The organism is Streptococcus sp. AM28-20 (assembly GCF_003603595.1).
In the GTDB taxonomy this organism is placed as follows: Bacteria; Bacillota; Bacilli; order Lactobacillales; family Streptococcaceae; genus Streptococcus; species Streptococcus ilei.
The window spans coordinates 592,610-614,179 of sequence record NZ_QTNK01000002.1; the positions used below are offsets into that span (position 1 = coordinate 592,610).

21 protein-coding genes and 2 tRNA genes are annotated in these 21,570 nt (G+C 37.1%); 17 read left to right on the top strand and 6 right to left on the bottom strand.

What is annotated here, in order from left to right; genetic code table 11:
• Positions 1–12: 12 nt before the first annotated feature.
• The 5 genes from DW738_RS07870 to rlmH form a co-directional block, all read right to left on the bottom strand.
• Positions 13–765 (bottom strand): response regulator transcription factor, encoded by a 753-nt coding sequence (locus DW738_RS07870; RefSeq protein WP_023024804.1) that lies wholly within the window; start codon positions 763–765, stop codon positions 13–15.
• Positions 766–2,085 carry a GHKL domain-containing protein gene (locus DW738_RS10435; protein WP_243634259.1) on the bottom strand — a complete coding sequence of 440 codons (1,320 nt, stop codon included), beginning with the start codon at positions 2,083–2,085 and terminating at the stop codon, positions 766–768.
• The gene (locus DW738_RS07880) at positions 2,085–2,228 is read right to left on the bottom strand and encodes a bacteriocin (protein ID WP_123160747.1); all 144 of its coding nucleotides are present in this window, start codon (positions 2,226–2,228) and stop codon (positions 2,085–2,087) included. The genes DW738_RS10435 and DW738_RS07880 overlap by 1 nt, the downstream gene beginning before the upstream one ends.
• Before the next feature lie 240 nt (positions 2,229–2,468).
• A tRNA-Arg gene (locus DW738_RS07885) sits at positions 2,469–2,542 on the bottom strand.
• A gap of 44 nt (positions 2,543–2,586) precedes the next feature.
• The gene (gene rlmH / locus DW738_RS07890; protein ID WP_023024810.1) at positions 2,587–3,066 is read right to left on the bottom strand and encodes a 23S rRNA (pseudouridine(1915)-N(3))-methyltransferase RlmH; all 480 of its coding nucleotides are present in this window, start codon (positions 3,064–3,066) and stop codon (positions 2,587–2,589) included.
• Between the two features lie 202 nt (positions 3,067–3,268).
• On the opposite strand from rlmH, the gene DW738_RS07895 reads away from it, so the two are divergent.
• From DW738_RS07895 to DW738_RS07915, 5 genes are all read left to right on the top strand, one after another.
• Entirely contained in the window at positions 3,269–4,447 is a 1,179-nt protein-coding gene (locus DW738_RS07895) for a S1C family serine protease (protein WP_123160748.1), read from the top strand.
• A gap of 65 nt (positions 4,448–4,512) precedes the next feature.
• Entirely contained in the window at positions 4,513–5,274 is a 762-nt protein-coding gene (locus DW738_RS07900; protein WP_023024814.1) for a ParB/RepB/Spo0J family partition protein, read from the top strand.
• A 249-nt stretch (positions 5,275–5,523) separates the two neighbouring features.
• Positions 5,524–6,894, top strand: a complete 1,371-nt coding sequence (dnaA, locus tag DW738_RS07905; protein WP_123160749.1) for a chromosomal replication initiator protein DnaA — start codon at positions 5,524–5,526, stop codon at positions 6,892–6,894.
• A 160-nt stretch (positions 6,895–7,054) separates the two neighbouring features.
• On the top strand, positions 7,055–8,191 hold the full coding sequence (dnaN, locus tag DW738_RS07910; protein ID WP_123160750.1) for a DNA polymerase III subunit beta: 1,137 nt from the start codon (positions 7,055–7,057) through the stop codon (positions 8,189–8,191).
• Between the two features lie 63 nt (positions 8,192–8,254).
• Positions 8,255–8,446, top strand: coding sequence for a DUF951 domain-containing protein (locus DW738_RS07915; protein ID WP_023024820.1), 192 nt, complete (start codon positions 8,255–8,257; stop codon positions 8,444–8,446).
• Positions 8,447–8,633: 187 nt separating this feature from the next.
• On the opposite strand, the gene DW738_RS07925 is transcribed toward DW738_RS07915, so the two are convergent.
• Entirely contained in the window at positions 8,634–9,128 is a 495-nt protein-coding gene (locus DW738_RS07925; protein WP_023024822.1) for a DUF1307 domain-containing protein, read from the bottom strand.
• Between the two features lie 158 nt (positions 9,129–9,286).
• Between DW738_RS07925 and ychF the strand changes: the two genes are divergently transcribed.
• The 12 genes from ychF (at position 9,287) to DW738_RS10325 (ending at position 21,289) form a co-directional block, all read left to right on the top strand.
• Complete coding sequence (gene ychF, locus DW738_RS07930) at positions 9,287–10,402, top strand: redox-regulated ATPase YchF (protein WP_123160751.1); 1,116 nt, start codon at positions 9,287–9,289, stop codon at positions 10,400–10,402.
• A gap of 70 nt (positions 10,403–10,472) precedes the next feature.
• The gene (gene pth / locus DW738_RS07935) at positions 10,473–11,042 is read left to right on the top strand and encodes an aminoacyl-tRNA hydrolase (protein WP_123160752.1); all 570 of its coding nucleotides are present in this window, start codon (positions 10,473–10,475) and stop codon (positions 11,040–11,042) included.
• Entirely contained in the window at positions 11,035–14,547 is a 3,513-nt protein-coding gene (gene mfd, locus DW738_RS07940) for a transcription-repair coupling factor (RefSeq protein ID WP_123160753.1), read from the top strand. Before pth ends, mfd begins: the two co-directional genes overlap by 8 nt.
• 63 nt (positions 14,548–14,610) lie before the next feature.
• Positions 14,611–14,877 (top strand): RNA-binding S4 domain-containing protein, encoded by a 267-nt coding sequence (locus tag DW738_RS07945; RefSeq protein ID WP_023024830.1) that lies wholly within the window; start codon positions 14,611–14,613, stop codon positions 14,875–14,877.
• Entirely contained in the window at positions 14,870–15,238 is a 369-nt protein-coding gene (locus tag DW738_RS07950; RefSeq protein ID WP_023024832.1) for a septum formation initiator family protein, read from the top strand. Before DW738_RS07945 ends, DW738_RS07950 begins: the two co-directional genes overlap by 8 nt.
• Positions 15,238–15,366, top strand: a complete 129-nt coding sequence (locus DW738_RS10465; RefSeq protein WP_006595319.1) for an SP_0009 family protein — start codon at positions 15,238–15,240, stop codon at positions 15,364–15,366. The genes DW738_RS07950 and DW738_RS10465 overlap by 1 nt, the downstream gene beginning before the upstream one ends.
• Positions 15,359–16,642, top strand: a complete 1,284-nt coding sequence (locus DW738_RS07955) for a serine hydrolase (RefSeq protein ID WP_123160754.1) — start codon at positions 15,359–15,361, stop codon at positions 16,640–16,642. Before DW738_RS10465 ends, DW738_RS07955 begins: the two co-directional genes overlap by 8 nt.
• The gene (gene tilS, locus DW738_RS07960) at positions 16,642–17,916 is read left to right on the top strand and encodes a tRNA lysidine(34) synthetase TilS (RefSeq protein ID WP_120701430.1); all 1,275 of its coding nucleotides are present in this window, start codon (positions 16,642–16,644) and stop codon (positions 17,914–17,916) included. Before DW738_RS07955 ends, tilS begins: the two co-directional genes overlap by 1 nt.
• A 5-nt stretch (positions 17,917–17,921) precedes the next feature.
• Positions 17,922–18,464, top strand: a complete 543-nt coding sequence (gene hpt, locus DW738_RS07965; protein ID WP_123160755.1) for a hypoxanthine phosphoribosyltransferase — start codon at positions 17,922–17,924, stop codon at positions 18,462–18,464.
• 10 nt (positions 18,465–18,474) lie between these two features.
• On the top strand, positions 18,475–20,445 hold the full coding sequence (ftsH, locus tag DW738_RS07970) for an ATP-dependent zinc metalloprotease FtsH (protein ID WP_123160756.1): 1,971 nt from the start codon (positions 18,475–18,477) through the stop codon (positions 20,443–20,445).
• 118 nt (positions 20,446–20,563) lie between these two features.
• Positions 20,564–20,635 (top strand) — tRNA-Glu (locus DW738_RS07975).
• 171 nt (positions 20,636–20,806) lie between these two features.
• Positions 20,807–21,289 (top strand): sigma-70 family RNA polymerase sigma factor, encoded by a 483-nt coding sequence (locus tag DW738_RS10325; protein ID WP_165852132.1) that lies wholly within the window; start codon positions 20,807–20,809, stop codon positions 21,287–21,289.
• Positions 21,290–21,570 lie beyond the last annotated feature (281 nt).

Below are 21,570 nucleotides of genomic sequence, written 5' to 3' on the forward strand. Positions count from 1 at the left end.
ATTCAAAAATTGTCAAGCCTTTTTCTGTATTTTATTTAATAATTCTTCGACCTTTTTCACCTGTGTACGAGAGACAGGGCAAGTTGTCTCCTCTTCTAACATCAAGAGTCTCTTGCGACGATCAAAGTTGACAATCATTCTTTGATTCACTAGATAGGACTGATTGGGACTGAAGAAATGATTGTCTACATCTTTTTCAAGTATATCCTTGATAGTCCCTAAAAATTCCTTTTGAAAATTCTTTCCAACAAGTCGCAATTTGTGGGAAACTCCAGTTGTCTCAATGTACAATATATCTCGATATGGAACTCGAATTTCCATGTTTTTGAAACTATACTCAAAGAAATCAACGATATTTTTATTTTCAATCACATTCTTCTTCAAGTAGAGAATACATTCTCGAATTTTTTCTTTAAACAAGTTTTCATTCAAGGTTTTTTCAATAAATTCGAGAGCTGATACCTTGTAACGATAGGTAATGGTAGCAAATTCCGATTTCGTCGTGATAAAGGCAATAATCGCAAAAGGATTAACTTCACGAATCATTTGAGCTGCCTTGATACCAGCTTTTTCATCCCCTTTGATATCAATGTCAAGGAAGAAAAGCTGATGAAAATCACCATTGGTTAGATATTCCTTTAGTTCAGTTATTTTACTGGTTGAAACAATATTTAATCGTAGGCCTTCCTCCTCAGCGATAGCTTTCACATGTTTCTCTACTCGAACTTGTTGAGAAATTTCGTCCTCTAGCAATACAATATTCATCTATCTTCCTTTCTCTCCAATAACTAAGCTCTGCGTAAATCTTCCATTGATTAATTCCGTCTCTAGAAAAATCGCAGCATATTCTCCAATAAGATCTTTTACAATCGCAAGGCCCATTCCTCTACGATCCCCTTTAGTTGAAAATCCCTTTTCATAGAGTCGATTCCAATTAATCGGCTCATCAGAAATAGAGTTCTTTATAATCAGATGCACTCCATTTGGCATATTAAAAACCGCTATTTGAACTTCTTTTTCTTGACTCATTTTAGCAGCTTCAATAGCATTATTGACTAAAATTCCGACAGTTCGTACGAGATCCAACAATCTCATTGGAACCTTTTCAATAATGTCTTCTGTTTCAAAAGTTAATTTAACACCCATTTCCTCCGCATAAATCCATCCCCTACTTAAGATACTTCTCAAAGCAGAATCTCGAATATTTCCTAGGTCAAATCCTGTATATTCTTCTTTTTGGAGTTGACCGTAGCATTCTTCAAGAACATCTCTTTGAATTCGTTTAATATCATCAATATTCTCTTCCTCAATCGCCAAATTTAAGGAAGTGATAATATTTCCAAAATCATGACGAAAACCTTTTAATTCTAAATAGAGGCCTTGAATTTTATTCATATACTGTTCCATTTGGCGCTGTTCAAACCTCTTTTGCTTCAACTCCATTTTCTTTTCATAACGGTCTCGAACCGTCTTCATTTGAACTAAGGTTCCGACAAACATCAAGAAACAAATCGTTGCTACCATACTACCAAAACTATTGAAATGACCAATATCACTTATCCAATGAGAAGCATTCAATACTAAGGTTAAAATAAGATAACTAACAATCAATTCCTGGACAAATTTCTTAAAAACCCGCTCTTTAAAATAAAGAAGATTCACTTCGAGAATGGTTAATATCTTCATGATTAAAACAAGTGAGATAATTCGGATAGTCAAAAAATAATAGTCAGAACATTGATGAATTATACTATCACCAAAAACAGAAGAAGTGATTACAGATAAAAATGTATCTGTATTTTCAACTGCTAAATAAATGACGAATGAATATAAAATAGCTATCTGACGTTGAATATTACAAATAAAATAGTAATAAAGATACAGAAACAGTGGCCATAGACATAACATTAGATAATCAATATTTAAATCAAAGTAATCTAAGACCGCTGTGATGACAAATACAGCAACAACACCAGATCCTAAAATCAATTGTTTACTATATTTATTAAGTTTTTGATCAATTTTTAAAAAAGATAAAAAAATTATAAAAATAGTTAAGATTAAAGATAGAGTATTTAGAAACATCAGTTTCCTCCCCTACCAAAAATTAGATTAATAAGTTCACCAACATTATTCTTTCTCCGTTTATCCCCTCCACAAATTTGCTGCAGTTCTTTTTCTGTAAGAACTTTAAATGCCTTAGAAACTGTTGATGGATTATTTTTCATAAAAAAATCTCCTTATAATTTATTTGATTATTAAATTATTAAATTTAATATACATAAATTTTAGTAAAAAATCAAAGACTTTTTTAACATTTCCGCTATTTGGTTCATTTTTACAGCTATTTGGAACGAAAATCTAGTTTTTGCAATTTTTTTATCCCATATGTTTTAAAAAAATCTAGTTTCTTTAAAAAAATAGATAACAAAAAAACGTGATTTGTATAAAAATCACGTTTTTTATTTTGATCCCAGCAGGATTCGAACCTGCGACCGTTCGCTTAGAAGGCGAATGCTCTATCCAGCTGAGCTATGAGACCAGATGTCCTTTTATTCTATCAGAAAATAGGAGGAGCGTCAAGATTCATTTATGGTAGGGACTTCCCTGTTGAATCATAAATGCCCGATAGATTTGTTCTATCAAAACAAGCTTCATCAATTGATGGGGAAGAGTTAACTTTCCAAAACTCATGAGTAAATTCGCTCGTTTTTTTACAGCTGGAGACAAGCCTAGGCTCCCTCCAATCACAAAAGTAATTTCAGAATACCCTCGTACAGTTACCTCTTCTAAGGTTTGACTAAACTTCTCAGATGGAAATTGTTGTCCTTCAATCGCTAAGGCAATCACATACTCACGATCGCCAACTTTTGCTAAAATGCGATTTCCTTCTTTTTCAAGTATTTGCTGATTTTCTAAGTCACTGGCCCGATCTGGAGTTTTCTCATCCGGCAATTCTACCATTTCTACCTTCGTAAACCGACCCAAGCGTTTAGTATATTCAGCAATTCCATCTTTTAAATACTTTTCTTTTAATTTTCCAACGGTTACAATCTTAATTTTCATATTCATATTCTAACACAAATGAACTTATACACAAGTCTTAAACAAATTCACTTGAATATATCATTAAAAAAATGGCTCTATACTCATGTTTTTCACACTTATACACAGTTTTCCACAAGTTGTGGAAAAAATTTCTATTTTAAGTTATAATTAAGAAACTAGATCTATAATTTTCCATAATTGGAATAAATAGGAGAAAACTATGAAACAATCATCAAATTTTCTAAAAAAAGCTTTGCAACTTTTACTTGTTCTTGTCATTGGTTTTACTGGAGGAATCTTAGGAACCTTAACCTCTTTCCAGTTTACCAAAGGGAATTCTGCAAATTCTAGCCAAGAAATAAAATCTACCAAAGTTAATCGTGCTTATAAGAATACAACATCAACTAGTGAAGCTGTTGATAAGGTTAAAAATGCGGTTGTTTCTGTTATTACCTACGCTGAAACCTCTGAAAAAGGCTTCATTAATGGAGAAACAGACTCTGATCCAGAAGTAGCTAGTGAAGGTTCAGGTGTTATCTATAAAAAAGATGGTAAGGATGCTTATGTAGTAACCAATGCTCACGTGTTAATGGGAGCAACACAAGCCGACATTCTTTTTGCAGATGGAAACAAGGTTTCTGGAGAAGTTGTTGGTTCAGATACCTTCTCAGATATTGCGGTTGTCAAAATCAGTTCAGATAACGTTACGACCGTGGCTGAATTTGGGGATTCCTCTAAATTGACTGTCGGCGAGACCGCAATCGCTATCGGTAGTCCTTTAGGGACAAAATTTGCCAATTCCGTTACCCAAGGGATTGTTTCTAGTCTTGGACGTACTGTGAAGCTCAAATCAGAAGACGGTCAAAATGTGTCTACAAAAGCTTTGCAAACGGATGCTGCAATCAACCCAGGGAATTCTGGTGGTCCCCTTATCAATATTCAGGGACAAGTCATCGGAATTACCTCAAGTAAAATTTCTTCAAATGGGCAAACTGCGGTTGAAGGAATGGGATTTGCTATTCCTGTAAATGATGTGCAAAATATTATTGAACATTTAGAAAAAGATGGTAAAGTCATCCGTCCAGCACTTGGAATTACCATGATGGACCTGGCTAGCCTATCCTCTTCTGATCTTAGCCAATTAGACATTCCAAGCAAACTCAAAGGTGGGGTTCTTGTCCGCTCAGTTGAAAATGATATGCCGGCATCCAAATATTTACGTCGATTAGATATCATTACAAAAATCGATGATACAACCATTGAATCAACTGCAGATTTACAATCTGCCCTCTATTCTCATCAAATTGGTGATAAAATCAAAGTCATTTTCTATAGAGATGGTAAGCAAAAAACGGCAACCATTGAACTAACAAAATCTACAGAAAATCTTGGAAATTAAGTAAATTTACAACAGTGTCAACACACCTTTACGAAATTGTAAAGGTGTGTTATGCTATATACATCATGGAAAAAATTGATATTATTGACGTAAAGCAAATACGAACCAATCCTTTTCAACCTCGTCAAACCTTTGTAAAAGAGAAATTAGAAGAACTCGCAGCCTCAATCAAAGAAAATGGATTAATCCAACCTATTATTGTTCGAAAATCTCCTATTGTTGGTTATGAACTACTTGCTGGAGAAAGACGCTACCGAGCAGCTCAAATGGCTGGTTTCAAAGAAATCCCTGCGATTATAAGAGAATTATCAGATGATGACATGATCAAACAAGCCATTATCGAAAATTTACAAAGAGAAGATTTGAATCCAATTGAAGAGGCCGAATCCTACCAACATCTTATTGATAAAGGGGCTACCCATGAAGAAATTGCTCAATTTATGGGAAAATCTCGTCCTTACATCAGCAACATGGTCCGCTTACTTCATCTCTCACCAGCTGTCAAAGACGCTATCAAAAACGAGAAAATTTCACAAGGACATGCCCGTATTTTAGTTCCCTTAAAGGAAGATCTACAAATCTATTGGCTGGAACGAATTCTGAAAGAAGGACTAAGCGTTCGTAGTTTGGAAGAAAAGGTTGGTCAAAAAAAGAAAACACCAAGTAAAAAAGAGAAAGAACTCTTTTTAGCACAGGAAGAAAATAGACTAAAAAAGATTCTAGGAACCGAAGTAGAAATCCATCTGACGAAACAAGAAAAAGGAAGTATTCATATTTCATTTAACAACCTTGATGAATACCAACGAATTATTAACAGTCTCAAATGAGGCTGTTATTTTTTATAGAACAATTAACAGATTTATCCACTTATTTAAAACTCTTCCTTACTTGCTATTCCTACTTTATTCGATCTTATCCCCAACTTGTGGAAAACTTCTACACACATTGGGGATAACTATTCACATATTGTGGAAAAAACTCTTTTTTATTCCCTCAGAACAAGTTGTGGAAAACTCCCTCCTTTTATGATAAAATAAGAAAAACATAGCAAGTAAAAATGAATAGGAGGACGATAGGTGTCAAGAGAAGAAACCTTCTGGAATCGTGTGATTGAATTAAGTAAAAAGACATTTAAAAAAGAAATTTTTGACTATTTTGTCCTTACTTCAAGACTCATCAAAGTCGATCAACAAGAAGCCATTATTTATTTAGATGCGGAAGTAAAGAAATTATTCTGGGAAGAGAATATGACAAAGGTGATTCTGACTGCTGGTTTTGAAATTTATGCAGTAGAATTAACCATTTCCTATCAATTCAATCTTGAAGAAGAGGAAGAAGAAAAAGAGTTTGTCCCTCTTTCAGAAACGAATAGATACTATGCAGTTAGCCATACTCCAATAATCGATTTGCCTCCTATCCAAACAGGGTTAAAAAAGAAATACACCTTTGATAATTTTGTAAGTGGAGACGGAAATCAATGGGCTTTGGCTGCCGCTTTAGCAGTTTCTGAAAACCTAGCTACCACTTATAATCCTTTATTTATCTATGGAGGACCTGGTTTAGGAAAAACGCATTTGCTCAACGCAATTGGGAATCAGATTATGGAAAACTACCCAAATGCTCGAGTAAAATACATCCCAGCAGAATCCTTTATCAATGAATTTTTAGAGCGTCTTCGCCTCAATGATATGGATACCTTTAAAAAAACCTATCGAAACTTGGATCTGCTCTTAATTGATGATATTCAATCTCTTGGAGGGAAAAAGGTTACAACTCAAGAAGAGTTCTTTAATACCTTTAATGCTCTTTATGGGGATAACAAGCAGATTGTCCTAACCAGCGATCGTAGTCCTGATCATTTAGATAGCTTAGAAGAACGTCTAGTCACGCGCTTTAAGTGGGGCTTGACTCAAAATATTACACCACCAGATTTTGAAACGCGAATTGCTATTTTGAGAAATAAAATCGAAGACCTAGACTTTACTTTCCCAGATGATACTCTTGAATACCTAGCAGGTCAATTTGATTCGAACGTCCGAGACTTAGAAGGTGCTTTGAATGATATTTCTCTCGTGGCAAGAGTTAAAAAAATCAAAGATATTACAATTGATGTCGCAGCCGAAGCCATTCGAGCTCGTAAGAATGAATCTTTACAAATCACTGTAATTCCTATTGAAAAGATTCAAGCTGAGGTTGGAAAATTTTACAATGTCAGTGTCAATGAAATGAAAGGCACTCGACGGGTTCAAAATATTGTCCTAGCTCGACAAGTAGCTATGTACCTCGCCCGCGAAATGACTGATAATAGTCTTCCCCGTATTGGTCGTGAATTTGGAGGAAAAGACCACACAACAGTCATGCATGCTTATGAAAAAATCAAAGGGATGATCGAAATTGATGACAATCTCAGACTCGAGATTCAAACTATCAAGAAAAAATTAAAGTAATCTCATGTGGACAATCATAGAAAAACTTGCTTCTTTTTCCACATGTTGTAAACAAGGAACTTTTCAATTCCTGTCTGGCTTTAGAAGACTTTTCCACATGTTCCACACACTCTACTATTACTATTAACTTACTAATACTAAAATAATAAAAGGAGATCTCATGATCAATTTTTCTATTAACAAGGCCTATTTCCTACAAGCTTTAAATACGACAAAAAGAGCCATTAGTTCAAAAAATGCAATTCCTATCTTATCTACTATTAAGATTGACGTAACTTCTGAAGGAATTACTCTCATTGGATCAAATGGACAAATTTCAATTGAATACTTTATTTCTGTTAAAGATAAAAATGCAGGCCTTCTAGTAACAACACCAGGCGCTATTCTCTTAGAAGCAACTTTCTTTATCAATGTTGTCTCAAGTCTACCAGATGTCGTTTTAGATGTGAAAGAAATCGAACAAAAACAAATTGTATTAGTTAGTGGGAAATCAGAAATTACCCTTAAAGGGAAAGATGCAGAACAATATCCTCGCATTCAAGAAATTTCTGCTAGCAACCCTCTAACGCTCCCAATTCAAACCTTGAAGAAAATCATTTCTGAAACAGCTTTTGCAGCAAGTACCCAAGAAAGTCGTCCGATTTTGACAGGAGTCCATTTTGTTCTTTCTGATCACAAGGAATTAAAAACGGTGGCAACAGATTCTCATCGAATGAGTCAAAAAAATATTACTCTTGAAAAAAATGGGGATAACTTTGATGTTGTGATTCCAAGCCGTTCTTTACGCGAGTTAACGTCTGTCTTTTCAGATGAAATTGAACAGGTTGAAGTCTTCTTTGCGAATAACCAGATTTTATTTAGAAGTGACAATATCAGTTTCTATACACGCTTACTAGAAGGAAACTATCCAGATACAGATCGCTTGATTCCAACAGAGTTTAGTTCTGAAGTAACCTTTAAAGTTGCTCATCTTCGCCAAGCAATGGAACGGGCCCGCCTTTTGTCTAACGCTACTCAAAATGGTACTGTTAAATTAGAAATCGCTAGTGGAGTCGTTTCTGCTCACGTAAATTCTCCTGAGGTAGGGCGTGTGAATGAAGAAATTGATACAGAAGCAGTTTCGGGAGATGATTTGAACATCAGCTTTAATCCAACTTATTTGATTGACGCTTTGAAAGCTATTGAAAGTGAAAAAGTCGTCATTCGCTTCATCTCTGCAGTTCGTCCCTTTACATTGGTACCAGCAGAGGAATCTGAACGCTTCATTCAATTAATTACACCAGTTCGGACCAATTAAGGGCCAAAAGCTAGCATCAAAAAGGCTAGCTTTTCGTCTTCTATGTTGATGAAAGGAAAATCCATGTATCAGGTCGGTGATTTTGTAGAAATGAAAAAACCCCATGCTTGTATCATCAAAGCAACAGGGAAAAAAGCCAATTGTTGGGAAATTAGGCGAGTAGGGGCAGATATCAAAATTCGTTGTAGCAATTGTGATCATATGGTCATGATGAGCCGTCACGATTTTGATCAAAAAATGAAAAAAGTATTGTAAAAGAGAGTGGGACAGAAATCGGTCATTCGTTAGAATTCGATTTCGTCGTCCCACCTCCGCACAGTTGAGTAGGGCTGTAAAAGCTGATGAAATCAGCGTAGTAGAGCCCACTCAACCACTGCGTCTTGCTCGACGATCCTAAGACAATTGAGAGGCTAGGACTTTTGTCCTAGCCTCTTTTGTATTATTATTTTAATTCTTCAAATTTTCCATCTTTTACTTCTTTGAAACCATTAGATTTAAAGGTTTTAAGTGTTGTCTTGTAGCCAATGTAATCAACATTTTGATTTTCTTGTGCAGCAATTAACTGATTTTTTTGTAATTCTTTTAAATCTGCCTTGGTATAATCAATCTTTGTTTTTTCAACAAGATAGTCATCCTTGTATTCTGCAGAGTGTGAGAATCCTTTGACATCTTTGAATTTTTTATCATATTCATCAATAACTTTTTTCAATTGTTCCTTTGGCAAGCCTGTTCCTTCGTAGTAAATAATACTTGTTGAATCTGTACTTAAAATTTTATCACCTTGATATTCAAGAACTACACGAATGTCTGTTTTCTTATCTTGGTCAATTAATTGAAGGTAACCTTTTTTTGTACTTTGTCCACAAGCTCCCAGAAGAAAGAGAGTAAAGACTGCTAAAAGAGGCAGAAAGATAGATTTGATTGATAGTTTTTTCATGATAAAAACTCCTTTATTATTGTTGGTTTGATTATATCATATTTTTACTTTAGGAAACGTTACAGTTTAGTAATAATTCAGAATCCATTTTTCATCCCTTTGTTCTTTGAATTATGATATAATAGATAAGATTGAAATGGGAACGGAGAAGAAGAAAAATGGCTTTAACAGCAGGTATTGTAGGTTTGCCAAACGTTGGTAAATCAACCCTATTTAACGCAATTACAAAAGCAGGAGCAGAGGCTGCAAACTATCCTTTTGCGACCATTGATCCAAACGTTGGAATGGTAGAAGTTCCAGATGAACGCCTCCAAAAATTGACGGAAATGATCACTCCTAAGAAGACAGTCCCAACAACCTTTGAATTTACTGATATTGCAGGGATTGTAAAAGGTGCATCAAAAGGAGAGGGGCTTGGAAATAAATTCTTGGCCAATATCCGTGAAGTTGATGCCATTGTTCACGTAGTTCGTGCCTTTGATGATGAAAATGTCATGCGGGAGCAAGGACGTGAAGATGCCTTTGTCGATCCACTAGCAGATATTGATACCATTAACCTAGAATTGATTTTGGCTGATTTAGAATCTGTGAATAAACGCTATGCGCGTGTGGAAAAGATGGCACGTACTCAAAAAGATAAGGAATCCGTTGCAGAATTTAACGTTCTTCAAAAGATTAAACCTGTTCTTGAAGATGGAAAATCAGCTCGTACCATCGAATTCACAGACGAAGAGCAAAAAGTAGTTAAAGGTCTTTTCCTTTTGACCACGAAACCAGTTCTTTATGTAGCAAATGTGGATGAAGATGTGGTTGGAGACCCAGAATCTATCGAATATGTGAAGCAAATTCGTGAATTCGCAGCAACAGAAAATGCAGAGGTAGTGGTGATTTCTGCGCGTGCGGAGGAAGAAATTTCTGAGTTAGACGATGAAGATAAAAAAGAGTTTCTTGAAGCCATTGGTTTGACAGAATCAGGTGTGGATAAGTTGACCCGTGCAGCTTACCATTTACTTGGACTGGGAACTTACTTCACAGCTGGTGAAAAAGAAGTTCGGGCTTGGACCTTTAAACGTGGCATGAAAGCTCCTCAAGCAGCTGGTATTATCCACTCTGACTTCGAAAAAGGATTTATCCGTGCAGTAACGATGTCTTATGACGATTTGGTAAAATACGGATCTGAAAAGGCTGTAAAAGAAGCGGGACGATTGCGTGAAGAAGGGAAAGACTATATCGTTCAAGATGGCGATATCATGGAATTCCGCTTCAATGTGTAAAGAAAACAAGTAAATAACCAAAAGGTTGGAAAAAAATTCCAGCCCTTTTGGCTTTTGAAAGGGAAAGCAAATGACAAAATTAATCGTCGGATTAGGAAATCCGGGAGATAAATATGTAGAAACCAAACACAATGTGGGGTTTATGCTAGTAGATCAGCTAGCGAAGTCTCTCAATCTCACCTTCTCACATGATAAGATTTTTCAAGCAGATGTAACCTCTACTTTTATAGATGGAGAAAAGGTCTTTTTGGTCAAACCAACCACTTTTATGAATGAGAGTGGCAAGGCCGTACACGCGCTTTTGACTTATTATGGCTTAGAGGTGGAAGATTTGATCGTTATTTATGACGACTTGGATATGGAAATCGGCAAGATTCGCCTTCGAGCTAAAGGATCGGCTGGAGGCCACAACGGAATCAAATCGATTATCAACCATATTGGAACTCAGACCTTTAATCGAATCAAGATTGGAATCGGAAGACCTAAGAATGGTATGTCAGTGGTCCACCATGTCTTAGGGAAATTCGATCAGGATGATTATGCTGCCATCCTCCTTGCCATCGACAAATCAGAAGAAGCTCTTCGTTTTTATTTGAAAGATGGTCAATTTGAAAAAGCAATGCAACGATACAATGGATAAATATAAGACACTGGTTGATCTATTTCAACAAAATAAAGATATCAGAAAATGGCAACAGGACCAGCAAAAAAGAAGTCGCTCTCTTTTACTAGGTCTGTCTTCATCTACTAAAGCTATTACGATGGCAACAGCTGTTGAAGATGGTCACAAGATCTTAGTCTTGACCTCCTCTCAAAATGAAGCAGAACGGCTTGCCAGTGATTTACTGGGATTACTAGGCGAAGAAAAGGTCTATCTTTTCCTCGGAGATGACAATCCCTTGGCAGAATTTGTCTTTGCTTCCCAGGAACGGGTCTTTTCTCGTTTGGAAGCTCTGGACTTTCTCCTAGCTCCAGAAAAAGAAGGAATCGTTATTGCCAATGTCAGTGGTAGCCGTTTGCTCTTACCTAATCCAAAGACTTTCAGCTCTATGATTCAATCTTTCTCTGTTAGAGAAGAACGAAATCTGACAGAATTGAAAGATACCCTACTGGCCATGGGCTATCAAAAAGTTTCACAGGTAAGCCAACAGGGTGAGTTTAGTCTTCGAGGGGATATTTTAGATCTTTTTGAAGCCAGTCAAGATTTCCCTTATCGCCTGGAATTTTTTGGAGATGAGATAGATGGCATTCGGACTTTCTCTCCAGAGACTCAACGTTCACTAGAAAATCTAGATGCGATAAGGGTTCATCCAGTTAGTGATATGCTACTAACGAAAGATGATTTTTTAAGAGGACAGAAGAACCTAGAAAATCTGATTCAAAAAAGCCCTAATCCAGAGTTCAAATCCTATTTGACTGAGATTCTCACAGAGGCGCATCACCAGCGACTCCATGCAGATAGTCGAAAATTTCTCTCTCTTTTTTATCAGCAAACCTACACCCTTTTTGATTATCTACCTAAACATGCTCCAGTTTTTTTGGATGATTACCATAAAATCATGGATCAGGAAACGAGATTTGATGTAGAAGTTGCCAACCTTTTGACAGAGGATCTACAAAAGAGTCGCTCTTTCGCAGAAGCCCAGTATTTTGCGGACAATAGTGCTCTTTTACGCACTTATAAACCAGCTTCTTATTTTTCAAATTTCCAAAAAGGCTTGGGAAATCTGCGATTCGATGCCCTCTATTCTTTTAACCAATACCCCATGCAGGAATTTTTTAGTCAGTTTACTCTCTTAAAAGATGAAATTGACCGTTTCCGTAAACAAGATTACACAGTCATCCTTCAAGTGACGAGTAAACAAGGCTTCCAGCAGTTACAAGAGCACTTGAGAGACTATGGGATTGACCTGGATTATCTTGCGCCCGATCAGCTTCATCCAGGACAAAGCCAGTTGATCATCGGTGGTTTGGCGCGTGGATTCCATTTTGTAGATGAGAAGATTGTCCTTATTACAGAGACAGAAATCTTTCAGAAAAAGGTTAAAAGAAAGATCCGTCGGCAAACCATTTCCAACGCTGAGCGGTTGAAAAACTACAATGAGTTGGAAAAGGGAGACTACGTCGTTCACCAGGTTCATGGAATTGGTCAGTATTTAGGACTAGAAACCATTGAAATTTCTGGCGTTCACCGAGACTATGTCTCCATCCAGTATCAAAATGGAGACCGGATTTCCATTCCTGTGGATCAAATCCAGATGCTGTCCAAGTATGTTGCGAGTGATGGCAAGCCTCCTAAAATCAACAAACTGAACGATGGTCGCTTCCAAAAGGCTAAACAAAAGGTCCGTCAAGAAGTAGAGGATATTGCAGATGATCTGATTCAACTCTATGCAGAGCGAAGTCAATTACAAGGCTTTGCTTTTACTCCAGACGATGAGAATCAAGAAGCTTTTGATCAGGCCTTTCCTTATGTTGAAACAGATGATCAGATTCGCTCTATCCAAGAAATTAAAAAAGATATGGAGTCTTCAAGCCCCATGGATCGCCTCTTGGTCGGTGACGTAGGCTTCGGGAAAACAGAAGTAGCTATGCGAGCGGCCTTTAAAGCTGTCAAAGACCACAAACAAGTAGCCGTATTAGTTCCGACAACAGTCTTAGCTCAACAGCACTATGCCAATTTCAAAGAACGCTTCGAGGCCTTTCCAGTAGAAGTCGATGTCTTGAGTCGTTTCCGGAGTCGTGCTGAGCAAAAAGAAACTTTGGAAAAACTAAAAAAAGGCCAGGTCGATATTCTGATTGGAACCCACCGCCTCTTATCTAAGGATGTGGAATTTGCGGATCTCGGTCTTATCGTGATTGATGAGGAGCAACGGTTCGGTGTCAAACATAAGGAAACTCTCAAGGAATTAAAGAAAAAGGTCGATGTCTTAACCTTGACGGCAACGCCCATTCCTCGTACCCTCCACATGTCTATGTTGGGGATTCGGGATCTATCTGTTATTGAGACCCCGCCGACCAATCGGTATCCCGTTCAAACTTATGTCCTAGAAACCAATCCAACCATAATACGAGATGCCATTCGTCGGGAAATGGATCGGGGAGGCCAGGTCTATTATCTCTACAATAAGGTGGACACCATTGAGCAAAAGGTTTCAGAACTACAAGAATTAGTTCCAGAAGCCTCTATTGGTTTTGTCCATGGACAGATGAGTGAAGTGCGGTTAGAAAATACCCTGATGGACTTCATTGAAGGTGAGTATGATATTTTAGTCACAACCACCATTATTGAGACAGGAGTAGATATTCCTAATGCCAATACCCTCTTTATTGAAAATGCCGACCATATGGGCTTATCTACCCTTTACCAATTGAGAGGTCGGGTTGGACGAAGCAATCGCATTGCCTATGCCTACTTGATGTATCGGCCGGACAAAACCTTGACAGAAGTTTCTGAAAAGCGCCTAGAAGCCATCAAAGGTTTTACTGAGTTGGGATCTGGTTTTAAGATTGCTATGCGAGACTTGTCTATTCGAGGTGCGGGAAATATTTTAGGAGCTTCTCAGTCTGGTTTTATTGATTCTGTCGGATTTGAAATGTATTCACAGTTACTCGAAGCTGCTATTGAGAAGAAACAAGGAAAAGAGAAAAAACGTCAAAAAGGCAATGCAGAACTCAATCTCCAAATTGATGGCTACATTCCAAGTGACTATATTTCTGATGAACGTCAAAAAATTGAAATTTACAAACGCATTCGAGAAATTCAAGTTCAAGAAGATTATGAGCTTTTGCAAGACGAATTGATTGATCGATTTGGAGAATATCCAGATGTGGTAGCCTATCTCCTAGAAATAGGGTTTATCAAATCTTATCTGGATCAGGTCTTTGTTAAAGTAGTCGATCGAAAAGACCAGCAACTAACGGTGAAATTTGAGCCAATTACTAAGCAACTTTTCTTGACTCAAGATTATTTTGCTGCCTTATCAGCAACGAATTTAAAAGCTCGTATTGCAGAAAGCCAAGGATTGATTGAATTAATCTTTGATGTGCGAAATAAGAAAGATTTTGAAATTTTAGAAGGCTTGCGACGATTTGGGGAAAAATTACTAGCCATCAAGCAGGAAAAAATGGAAAAACAAGACTAGAAAAATAGATTTTACTGGGCTCTTTCTAAAAAAATGGTACAATAATACATTAGAGGTGATACGATGAGATTAGATAAATATTTAAAAGTTTCCCGCATTATCAAAAGACGCCCTGTAGCTAAAGAAGTAGCCGACAAGGGGCGCATCAAAGTTAATGGGGTCCTAGCAAAAAGTTCAACCGACTTAAAGGTAAATGACGAAGTCGAAGTTCGCTTTGGAAATAAGCTATTGACAGTAAAAGTGTTGGAAATGTTAGATAGCACCAAAAAAGAAGATGCGTCTAAAATGTATGAAATTATTCGTGAAACAAGGATAGAAGAAGATGCCTAAAAATATTGTACAAATGAATAATCGGTATATCCAAGACGAACATCAACGTCAGAAATACCAGAATGAAGAGCGGAAAAAACAAAACCGATTTATGGGTTGGGTTCTCATTTTAATTATTTTATTGTTCATCCTTCCAACCTATAATCTGGCTCAGAGTTACCAGACGCTTCAAAAACGCAAACAACAATATGTTCAATTGCAAGAACAATATCAGCAAACCCTTGAGGAAAAAGAATATCAAAAGGATATCGTAGAGAAATTGAAGGATGACGAATACGCTGCAAAATATGCACGCGCAAAATATTCCTTCTCTAAAGATGGCGAATATATTTATACGATACCTAACTTATTACCGAAATAATGGAAAATATTGTAAAAACAGTTCAACAATTTCTAGAATATTCTGATACAAAATTAGAAGAGTTAGCTAAAAAGAATCAAGCCTTAAAATTGCAGGAAGAAAATCAAGAAAGGAGCAAGGATGAATAAGTTAGTTTATTGGATGGTTTTTCCTACTTTCTTAGCCACCCAACCCTTATCTGATTCCTCCCAGCCCCAAATTCCTTTAACTTCTGATTCTTCTTACACTAGCCAAATAGGAACTCAAGACCATTTCTTTGTCTCCATCCCGTCCAATCCAAATGTTTATCAGCCAATCGTGACCTATTCAGATCCAGAATTGAGTCAAAAAGCTGGGGAAATCAAGCCTGATACTCCCTTTATGGTTGATCAATTATTTGTGAATGAACAAGGAAAATCTGTTTTTAAATTATCGAATAAACAGTATGTAGTAGCTGATCAAGATCAAATTTACGAAGATTCGATTTTGGAATTAACAGAAGAAAAAAAGACCATGTGGCTGTCATCCTCTTTTACAGTTTATGATCAACCTTTGGTGAATGGCGTAAAAAGTAAAAAAACAAGTCTGGCTCCCTATAGCAAGGTTCAAGTCACCAAGAGTGCCAAAACTTCAAAAGGGATCTACCTAGAAATTTCTGGCCAGGGTTGGATTTCAAAAGATGAACTTTCTGCTACAGATAATCGGATGGAAAAAGTCCAAGAGATTCTGAATCAGAAGTACAACAAAGATGGAATTGCAGTCTACGTGAAGCAAGTGGATACTGGAAAGACTGCCGGGATACATGAAGATCAGGAAATGTATTCTGCCAGTATAGCCAAGCTTTTATATTTGTACTATACTCAAAAAGAGTTGAATGAGAATCAAGTAGATTTGCAGACTTCTTTAAAGTATACAAAAGAAGTCAATGATTATCCTGGATCTTATGAACCGGAAGGTAGTGGAAGTATTTCAAAAACACCAGATGATAAAGATTATACCGTCGCTGATTTGATTAATCGGGTGGCCAAAGAATCTGATAATGTAGCTCATAATATTTTAGGCTATTATGTGACGCATCAATCAGATAAAGAATTTCAAAAGGTGACCAATAAGATTGCAGGAAAAACATGGAATGTAGAAAATAGAATGGCATCTGCAAAAATGGCAGGAAATGTCATGGAAGCTATCTACCAACAAAATGGTGGGATCATTGATGCTTTGTCGGATACTCGCTTTGATGATCAACGAATTTCAAAAGATATCCCAGTCAAGGTTGCTCACAAGATTGGAGATGCATATGATTTTCGTCATGATGTCGCCATTGTTTATACCGATTCACCATTTATTTTAGCTATTTTTACGGATCACTCTGATTACGAGACTATCTCAGAAATTGCAAAAGATATTTATGAGGTCTTACAGTAATGAAAGAAAAATTTCTTCAGTTCTGTCAAAAGGAGGGACTTTTTGAATCTCATCAAAAAGTCCTTTTGGCTTTATCAGGAGGAGTGGACTCCATGACCTTACTGGATTGGCTCTACCATTATCAGCATCAATTGGGAATCAACCTTGTTCTTGCTCATGTCAATCATCACCAACGCATTGAAGCTGATCAGGAGGAAAGAGGAATTTGGGAATTAGCTGAAGCAAAACATCTACCACTGAAGGTTGCCCATTTCTCTGGTCCTTTTTCTGAAAGCCGAGCTAGACAATTCCGCTATGACTTTTTTGAAAAAGTTATGAAAGAAGAAGCTTGTAGTGCTCTCGTTACTGCTCATCATATGGATGATCAGGCAGAAACCATTTTGATGCGTTTGATTCGTGGAAGTCGTCCGCGGCATTTAAAAGGAATTCCTTTAAAACAACCATTTGGGCAGGGTGTGTTGATTCGCCCTCTCTTATATTTCAAAAAAGAGGATTTTCCAGAAATTTTTCATTACGAGGATAAAAGCAATCAGTCTTTAGACTATTTTCGTAATCGTGTTCGTCATCGTTATCTCCCACTGTTAGAGGAAGAAAATCCTCAAGTGACGAGTGCTTTGGTCAACTTAGGTGAGGATCTCAGTCATTGGCACCAGGCCTTAAAAGAGTTGACCAAAGATTTGAATCCACAAGATGTGACACAGTTTCAAAAACAATCACCAGCTGTTCAAATTTATTTGCTAGAAGAGTATATAGCTAGCTTTCCAGATTTGCAGTTGAGTCGGGCGCAATTTGAACAACTGCATAGAATAGTAGTGAATAAATCCAATACGCAGCAAGTTCTAAAGAATGGTTATGAAATTTATAAAGATTACCACTATTTTGAAATTCGGAAAATCAGTCGTAGGACGGATGACCGACTGTCAGAAGATTTGTTACAATTTGGAACCATAAAGGCAGTAGGGGCTTATCGCTTTTTATTTGGAGTGGAACCGAGCGATTCATATATAGAGGCTATCCCACTTCCAAGCAACCATCCAGTTTCTATTCGATCCCGAAAAAAGGGAGATCGTATTCTAATGAACGGTCACCATAGAAAAATTAGCAGATTATTGATTAACCAAAAAATTCCCTTACATCAACGAAATAATCTGGTAGTTTTAGAACAAGATAAGCAAATATTGGCTATTCCTGAAATTGCGATCAGTGATTTGAGTAAGGAATTAAAAAATGATATAATGAGAGATACAATTTATATCCAGAAAATAGATAGGTAGAAAAGATGTTAGAGAACGATATCAAAAAGATACTCATTTCCCACGATGAAATCGTGACTGCAGCACGTGAACTTGGTCAAAAACTGACAAAAGATTACCAAGGAAAAAATCCAATTTTAGTAGGGATTTTAAAAGGATCCGTCCCATTTATGGCAGAATTGATTAAGCATATTGATACGCATATTGAGTTGGATTTTATGTTGGTTTCTAGTTATCATGGTGGGACTTCAAGTTCAGGTGTGATTAATATTATCAAAGATCTGGATCAAGACATTAAGGGACGTGATATTCTCTTTGTTGAAGATATCATTGATACAGGTAAAACTCTCAAGAGTTTGAAAGAATTATTTGAAGGACGTCAACCGGCATCTGTCAAAATTGCCACCTTATTGGATAAACCTGAAGGTCGCTTGGTTGAAATTGAAGCAGATTACACTTGTTTCACTATTCCAAATGAATTTGTCGTGGGTTATGGTTTAGACTACGATGAGAACTATCGAAACCTTCCGTATATTGGAATTTTAAAAGAAGAAGTATATTCAAAATAGAGGAAATTAGATGAAAAATAACAAAAACAATGGTTTTGTTCGAAATCCTTTTCTATATTTATTGATTATAGTGGCTGCTGTTACAGGTTTTCAGTATTTCTTTGCTGGAAACAGTATCGGACAAAGTCAGCAAATCAATTATACAGAATTGGTAAAAGAACTTAAATCAGACAATGTCAAGGAAATTAGTTACCAGCCAAACGGTAGTGTCATTGAAATTTCCGGTACCTATAACAAAGCAAAAAAAAGTAAGGATGATACAGGGGTTCAGTTTTTTACTCCAAGTCCGAGTAAAGTGACTCGCTTTACTAGTGTGATCTTACCGTCCGATTTGACGGTTCAAGAATTACAAAACTTAGCATCCGAACATAAGGCTGACATCACCATTAAACGGGAAAGCTCAAGTGGAATGTGGATTACCATTCTGACTTCAATCGTTCCCTTTGTGATTGTCATGTTCTTCTTCTTCTCCATGATGAATCAAGGCGGTGGCGGTGGCGCCCGCGGTGCTATGAACTTTGGTCGTAACAAAGCGCGTGCTACCAATAAGGAAGATATCAAGGTTCGTTTTTCAGATGTTGCCGGGGCTGAAGAAGAAAAACAAGAACTCGTTGAAGTGGTTGAATTCTTAAAAGATCCAAAACGCTTTACAAAATTGGGTGCTCGTATCCCAGCAGGAGTCCTTCTTGAAGGCCCTCCAGGGACTGGTAAGACCCTTCTAGCAAAAGCAGTAGCAGGTGAAGCCGGAGTACCTTTCTTTAGTATTTCAGGTTCTGACTTTGTTGAAATGTTTGTCGGTGTTGGTGCAAGCCGGGTTCGTTCTCTATTTGAAGATGCTAAAAAAGCAGCACCAGCCATTATCTTTATTGATGAGATTGATGCTGTGGGACGTCAACGGGGAGTTGGCCTTGGCGGAGGAAATGATGAACGCGAACAAACCCTCAACCAGCTCTTGATTGAGATGGATGGTTTTGAAGGAAACGAAGGTATCATCGTGATTGCAGCCACTAACCGTTCCGATGTTCTAGATCCAGCCCTTCTTCGTCCGGGCCGTTTTGACCGGAAGGTTTTGGTTGGGCGTCCAGACGTAAAAGGACGAGAAGCTATCTTGCGTGTCCATGCTAAAAATAAACCATTGGCCAAAGATGTTGACTTGAAACTAGTTGCCCAACAAACCCCAGGATTTGTTGGAGCAGATCTTGAAAACGTCTTAAACGAAGCAGCTCTAGTAGCGGCTCGTCGCAATAAGAAGGTCATCGATGCATCTGATATTGATGAAGCAGAAGATCGTGTGATTGCGGGTCCTTCTAAGAAAGACCGAACAGTTTCTCAAAAGGAACGCGAATTGGTTGCTTACCATGAGGCAGGGCATACCATTGTTGGTTTGGTCTTATCTAATGCTCGTGTTGTCCACAAGGTAACTATTGTTCCACGTGGTCGTGCTGGTGGTTATATGATTGCTCTTCCTAAAGAAGACCAAATGCTTCTTTCTAAAGAAGATATGAAAGAGCAATTGGCTGGATTGATGGGTGGACGTGTTGCAGAGGAAATCATCTTCAATGTTCAAACCACAGGAGCTTCCAATGACTTTGAACAAGCAACCCAAATGGCACGTGCGATGGTAACGGAATATGGAATGAGTGAAAAGCTTGGTCCAGTTCAATACGAAGGCAACCATGCCATGTTTGGAGCTCAAACGACTCAAAAATTCATTTCAGAGCAAACAGCTTATGAAATTGATGAAGAAGTAAGAAGCCTCCTAACTGAAGCACGCAATAAAGCAGCCGAAATCATCCAAAATAATCGTGAAACTCATAAATTAATCGCGGAAGCCTTGTTGAAATACGAAACCTTGGACAGTGTACAAATTAAGTCATTGTATGAAACAGGCAAAATGCCAGAAGATACTGATTTAGAATTAGAAAAAGAATCTAAACCATTATCTTATGAAGAAATTAAATCAAAAATGGAAGAAAAATAGCAGATAACCTTTTAGTCTTCCAAATTTTATAAAAGGAGCCGAAATTTTCGGTTCCTTTTTTTAAAAAAAGTATTGACAGATGAAAATGAACTGATATAATAGATTACGTTGTAAAAATGGTCCGTTGGTCAAGGGGTTAAGACACCGCCTTTTCACGGCGGTAACACGGGTTCGAATCCCGTACGGACTATCGTAAAAAGTTGTTACATTAGTAGCAACTTTTTTTGTATGCTAAAAACACTATTCTGCCATTCTCACCAAAATAATGACCGATTAGAGCTAAAAAAGATTCCAAATAGAAAATAAGCACAAATAAATGCTAACCTCCTTTAAAATGAAAACAAGTTAGAAAGGAGGTCCAATGAACTTTAAAAAATCATATGAAAAAGTAAAATGGATAGTATGGAAATGTGAAAAGGAATTTTATATTCATCTTTGGGATCATGCAGATTGGGAACAAGAAGGTAGACTGGTTCTATATGAGTTACAGATAAGTAACCCTGAAGTAGAAGAAAATGAAGAAATCCTATTAACCTACTTCAAAACAAAGTTTCGCAATCACATAAAGGATAAAGTTAGAAAACAAGAGAGTGATAAAAGGAAGTTAAATAAGGTACCCTATACAGAAATTGGAGAAATCAGTCATCGACTTCGATCAAAAGAACTCTTTTTAGATGAACTAGTCTTATTAAGAGGAGCCTTAAAAGAGTTCCGAAAAAATCTAACCGATCAAGAAAAAGAAGATTACGACAAACTACTAATGAACCAGAGATTCTCAGGAAGAGCTAAGATGCGTAGAAGGCTCCAAGAATATTTGAAGGATTTCAAGGATCATCATTTATGAGAGTGGGACAGAAATCGGTAATTCGTTAGAATTCGATTTCGTGGTCCCACCTCCGCACAGTTGAGTAGGGCTGTAAAAGCTGATGAAATCAGTGTAGTAGAGCCCACTCAACCACTGCGTCTTGCTCGATAATCCAAAGACAATTGAGAGACTAGGACTTTTTCCCAGCTTCATAAAAATAAAAATTTTAAAAAATAGAAAAAAGATATTGACAAGAATTATTGGACGTGATATACTAATATAGTTGTCGCGCGAGAGCGACAAAGACCTTTGAAAACTGA

Bases quoted from the DNA above. Each gene is read 5' to 3' on its own strand.
- DW738_RS07870 (WP_023024804.1), bottom strand. From the start codon at position 765: ATGAATATTGTATTGCTAGAGGACGAAATTTCTCAACAAGTTCGAGTA.
- DW738_RS10435 (WP_243634259.1), bottom strand. From the start codon at position 2,085: ATGTTTCTAAATACTCTATCTTTAATCTTAACTATTTTTATAATTTTT.
- DW738_RS07880 (WP_123160747.1), bottom strand. From the start codon at position 2,228: ATGAAAAATAATCCATCAACAGTTTCTAAGGCATTTAAAGTTCTTACA.
- rlmH (WP_023024810.1), bottom strand. From the start codon at position 3,066: ATGAAAATTAAGATTGTAACCGTTGGAAAATTAAAAGAAAAGTATTTA.
- DW738_RS07895 (WP_123160748.1), top strand. From the start codon at position 3,269: ATGAAACAATCATCAAATTTTCTAAAAAAAGCTTTGCAACTTTTACTT.
- DW738_RS07900 (WP_023024814.1), top strand. From the start codon at position 4,513: ATGGAAAAAATTGATATTATTGACGTAAAGCAAATACGAACCAATCCT.
- dnaN (WP_123160750.1), top strand. From the start codon at position 7,055: ATGATCAATTTTTCTATTAACAAGGCCTATTTCCTACAAGCTTTAAAT.
- DW738_RS07915 (WP_023024820.1), top strand. From the start codon at position 8,255: ATGTATCAGGTCGGTGATTTTGTAGAAATGAAAAAACCCCATGCTTGT.
- DW738_RS07925 (WP_023024822.1), bottom strand. From the start codon at position 9,128: ATGAAAAAACTATCAATCAAATCTATCTTTCTGCCTCTTTTAGCAGTC.
- ychF (WP_123160751.1), top strand. From the start codon at position 9,287: ATGGCTTTAACAGCAGGTATTGTAGGTTTGCCAAACGTTGGTAAATCA.
- pth (WP_123160752.1), top strand. From the start codon at position 10,473: ATGACAAAATTAATCGTCGGATTAGGAAATCCGGGAGATAAATATGTA.
- mfd (WP_123160753.1), top strand. From the start codon at position 11,035: ATGGATAAATATAAGACACTGGTTGATCTATTTCAACAAAATAAAGAT.
- DW738_RS07945 (WP_023024830.1), top strand. From the start codon at position 14,611: ATGAGATTAGATAAATATTTAAAAGTTTCCCGCATTATCAAAAGACGC.
- DW738_RS07950 (WP_023024832.1), top strand. From the start codon at position 14,870: ATGCCTAAAAATATTGTACAAATGAATAATCGGTATATCCAAGACGAA.
- DW738_RS10465 (WP_006595319.1), top strand. From the start codon at position 15,238: ATGGAAAATATTGTAAAAACAGTTCAACAATTTCTAGAATATTCTGAT.
- DW738_RS07955 (WP_123160754.1), top strand. From the start codon at position 15,359: ATGAATAAGTTAGTTTATTGGATGGTTTTTCCTACTTTCTTAGCCACC.
- tilS (WP_120701430.1), top strand. From the start codon at position 16,642: ATGAAAGAAAAATTTCTTCAGTTCTGTCAAAAGGAGGGACTTTTTGAA.
- hpt (WP_123160755.1), top strand. From the start codon at position 17,922: ATGTTAGAGAACGATATCAAAAAGATACTCATTTCCCACGATGAAATC.
- ftsH (WP_123160756.1), top strand. From the start codon at position 18,475: ATGAAAAATAACAAAAACAATGGTTTTGTTCGAAATCCTTTTCTATAT.
- DW738_RS10325 (WP_165852132.1), top strand. From the start codon at position 20,807: ATGAACTTTAAAAAATCATATGAAAAAGTAAAATGGATAGTATGGAAA.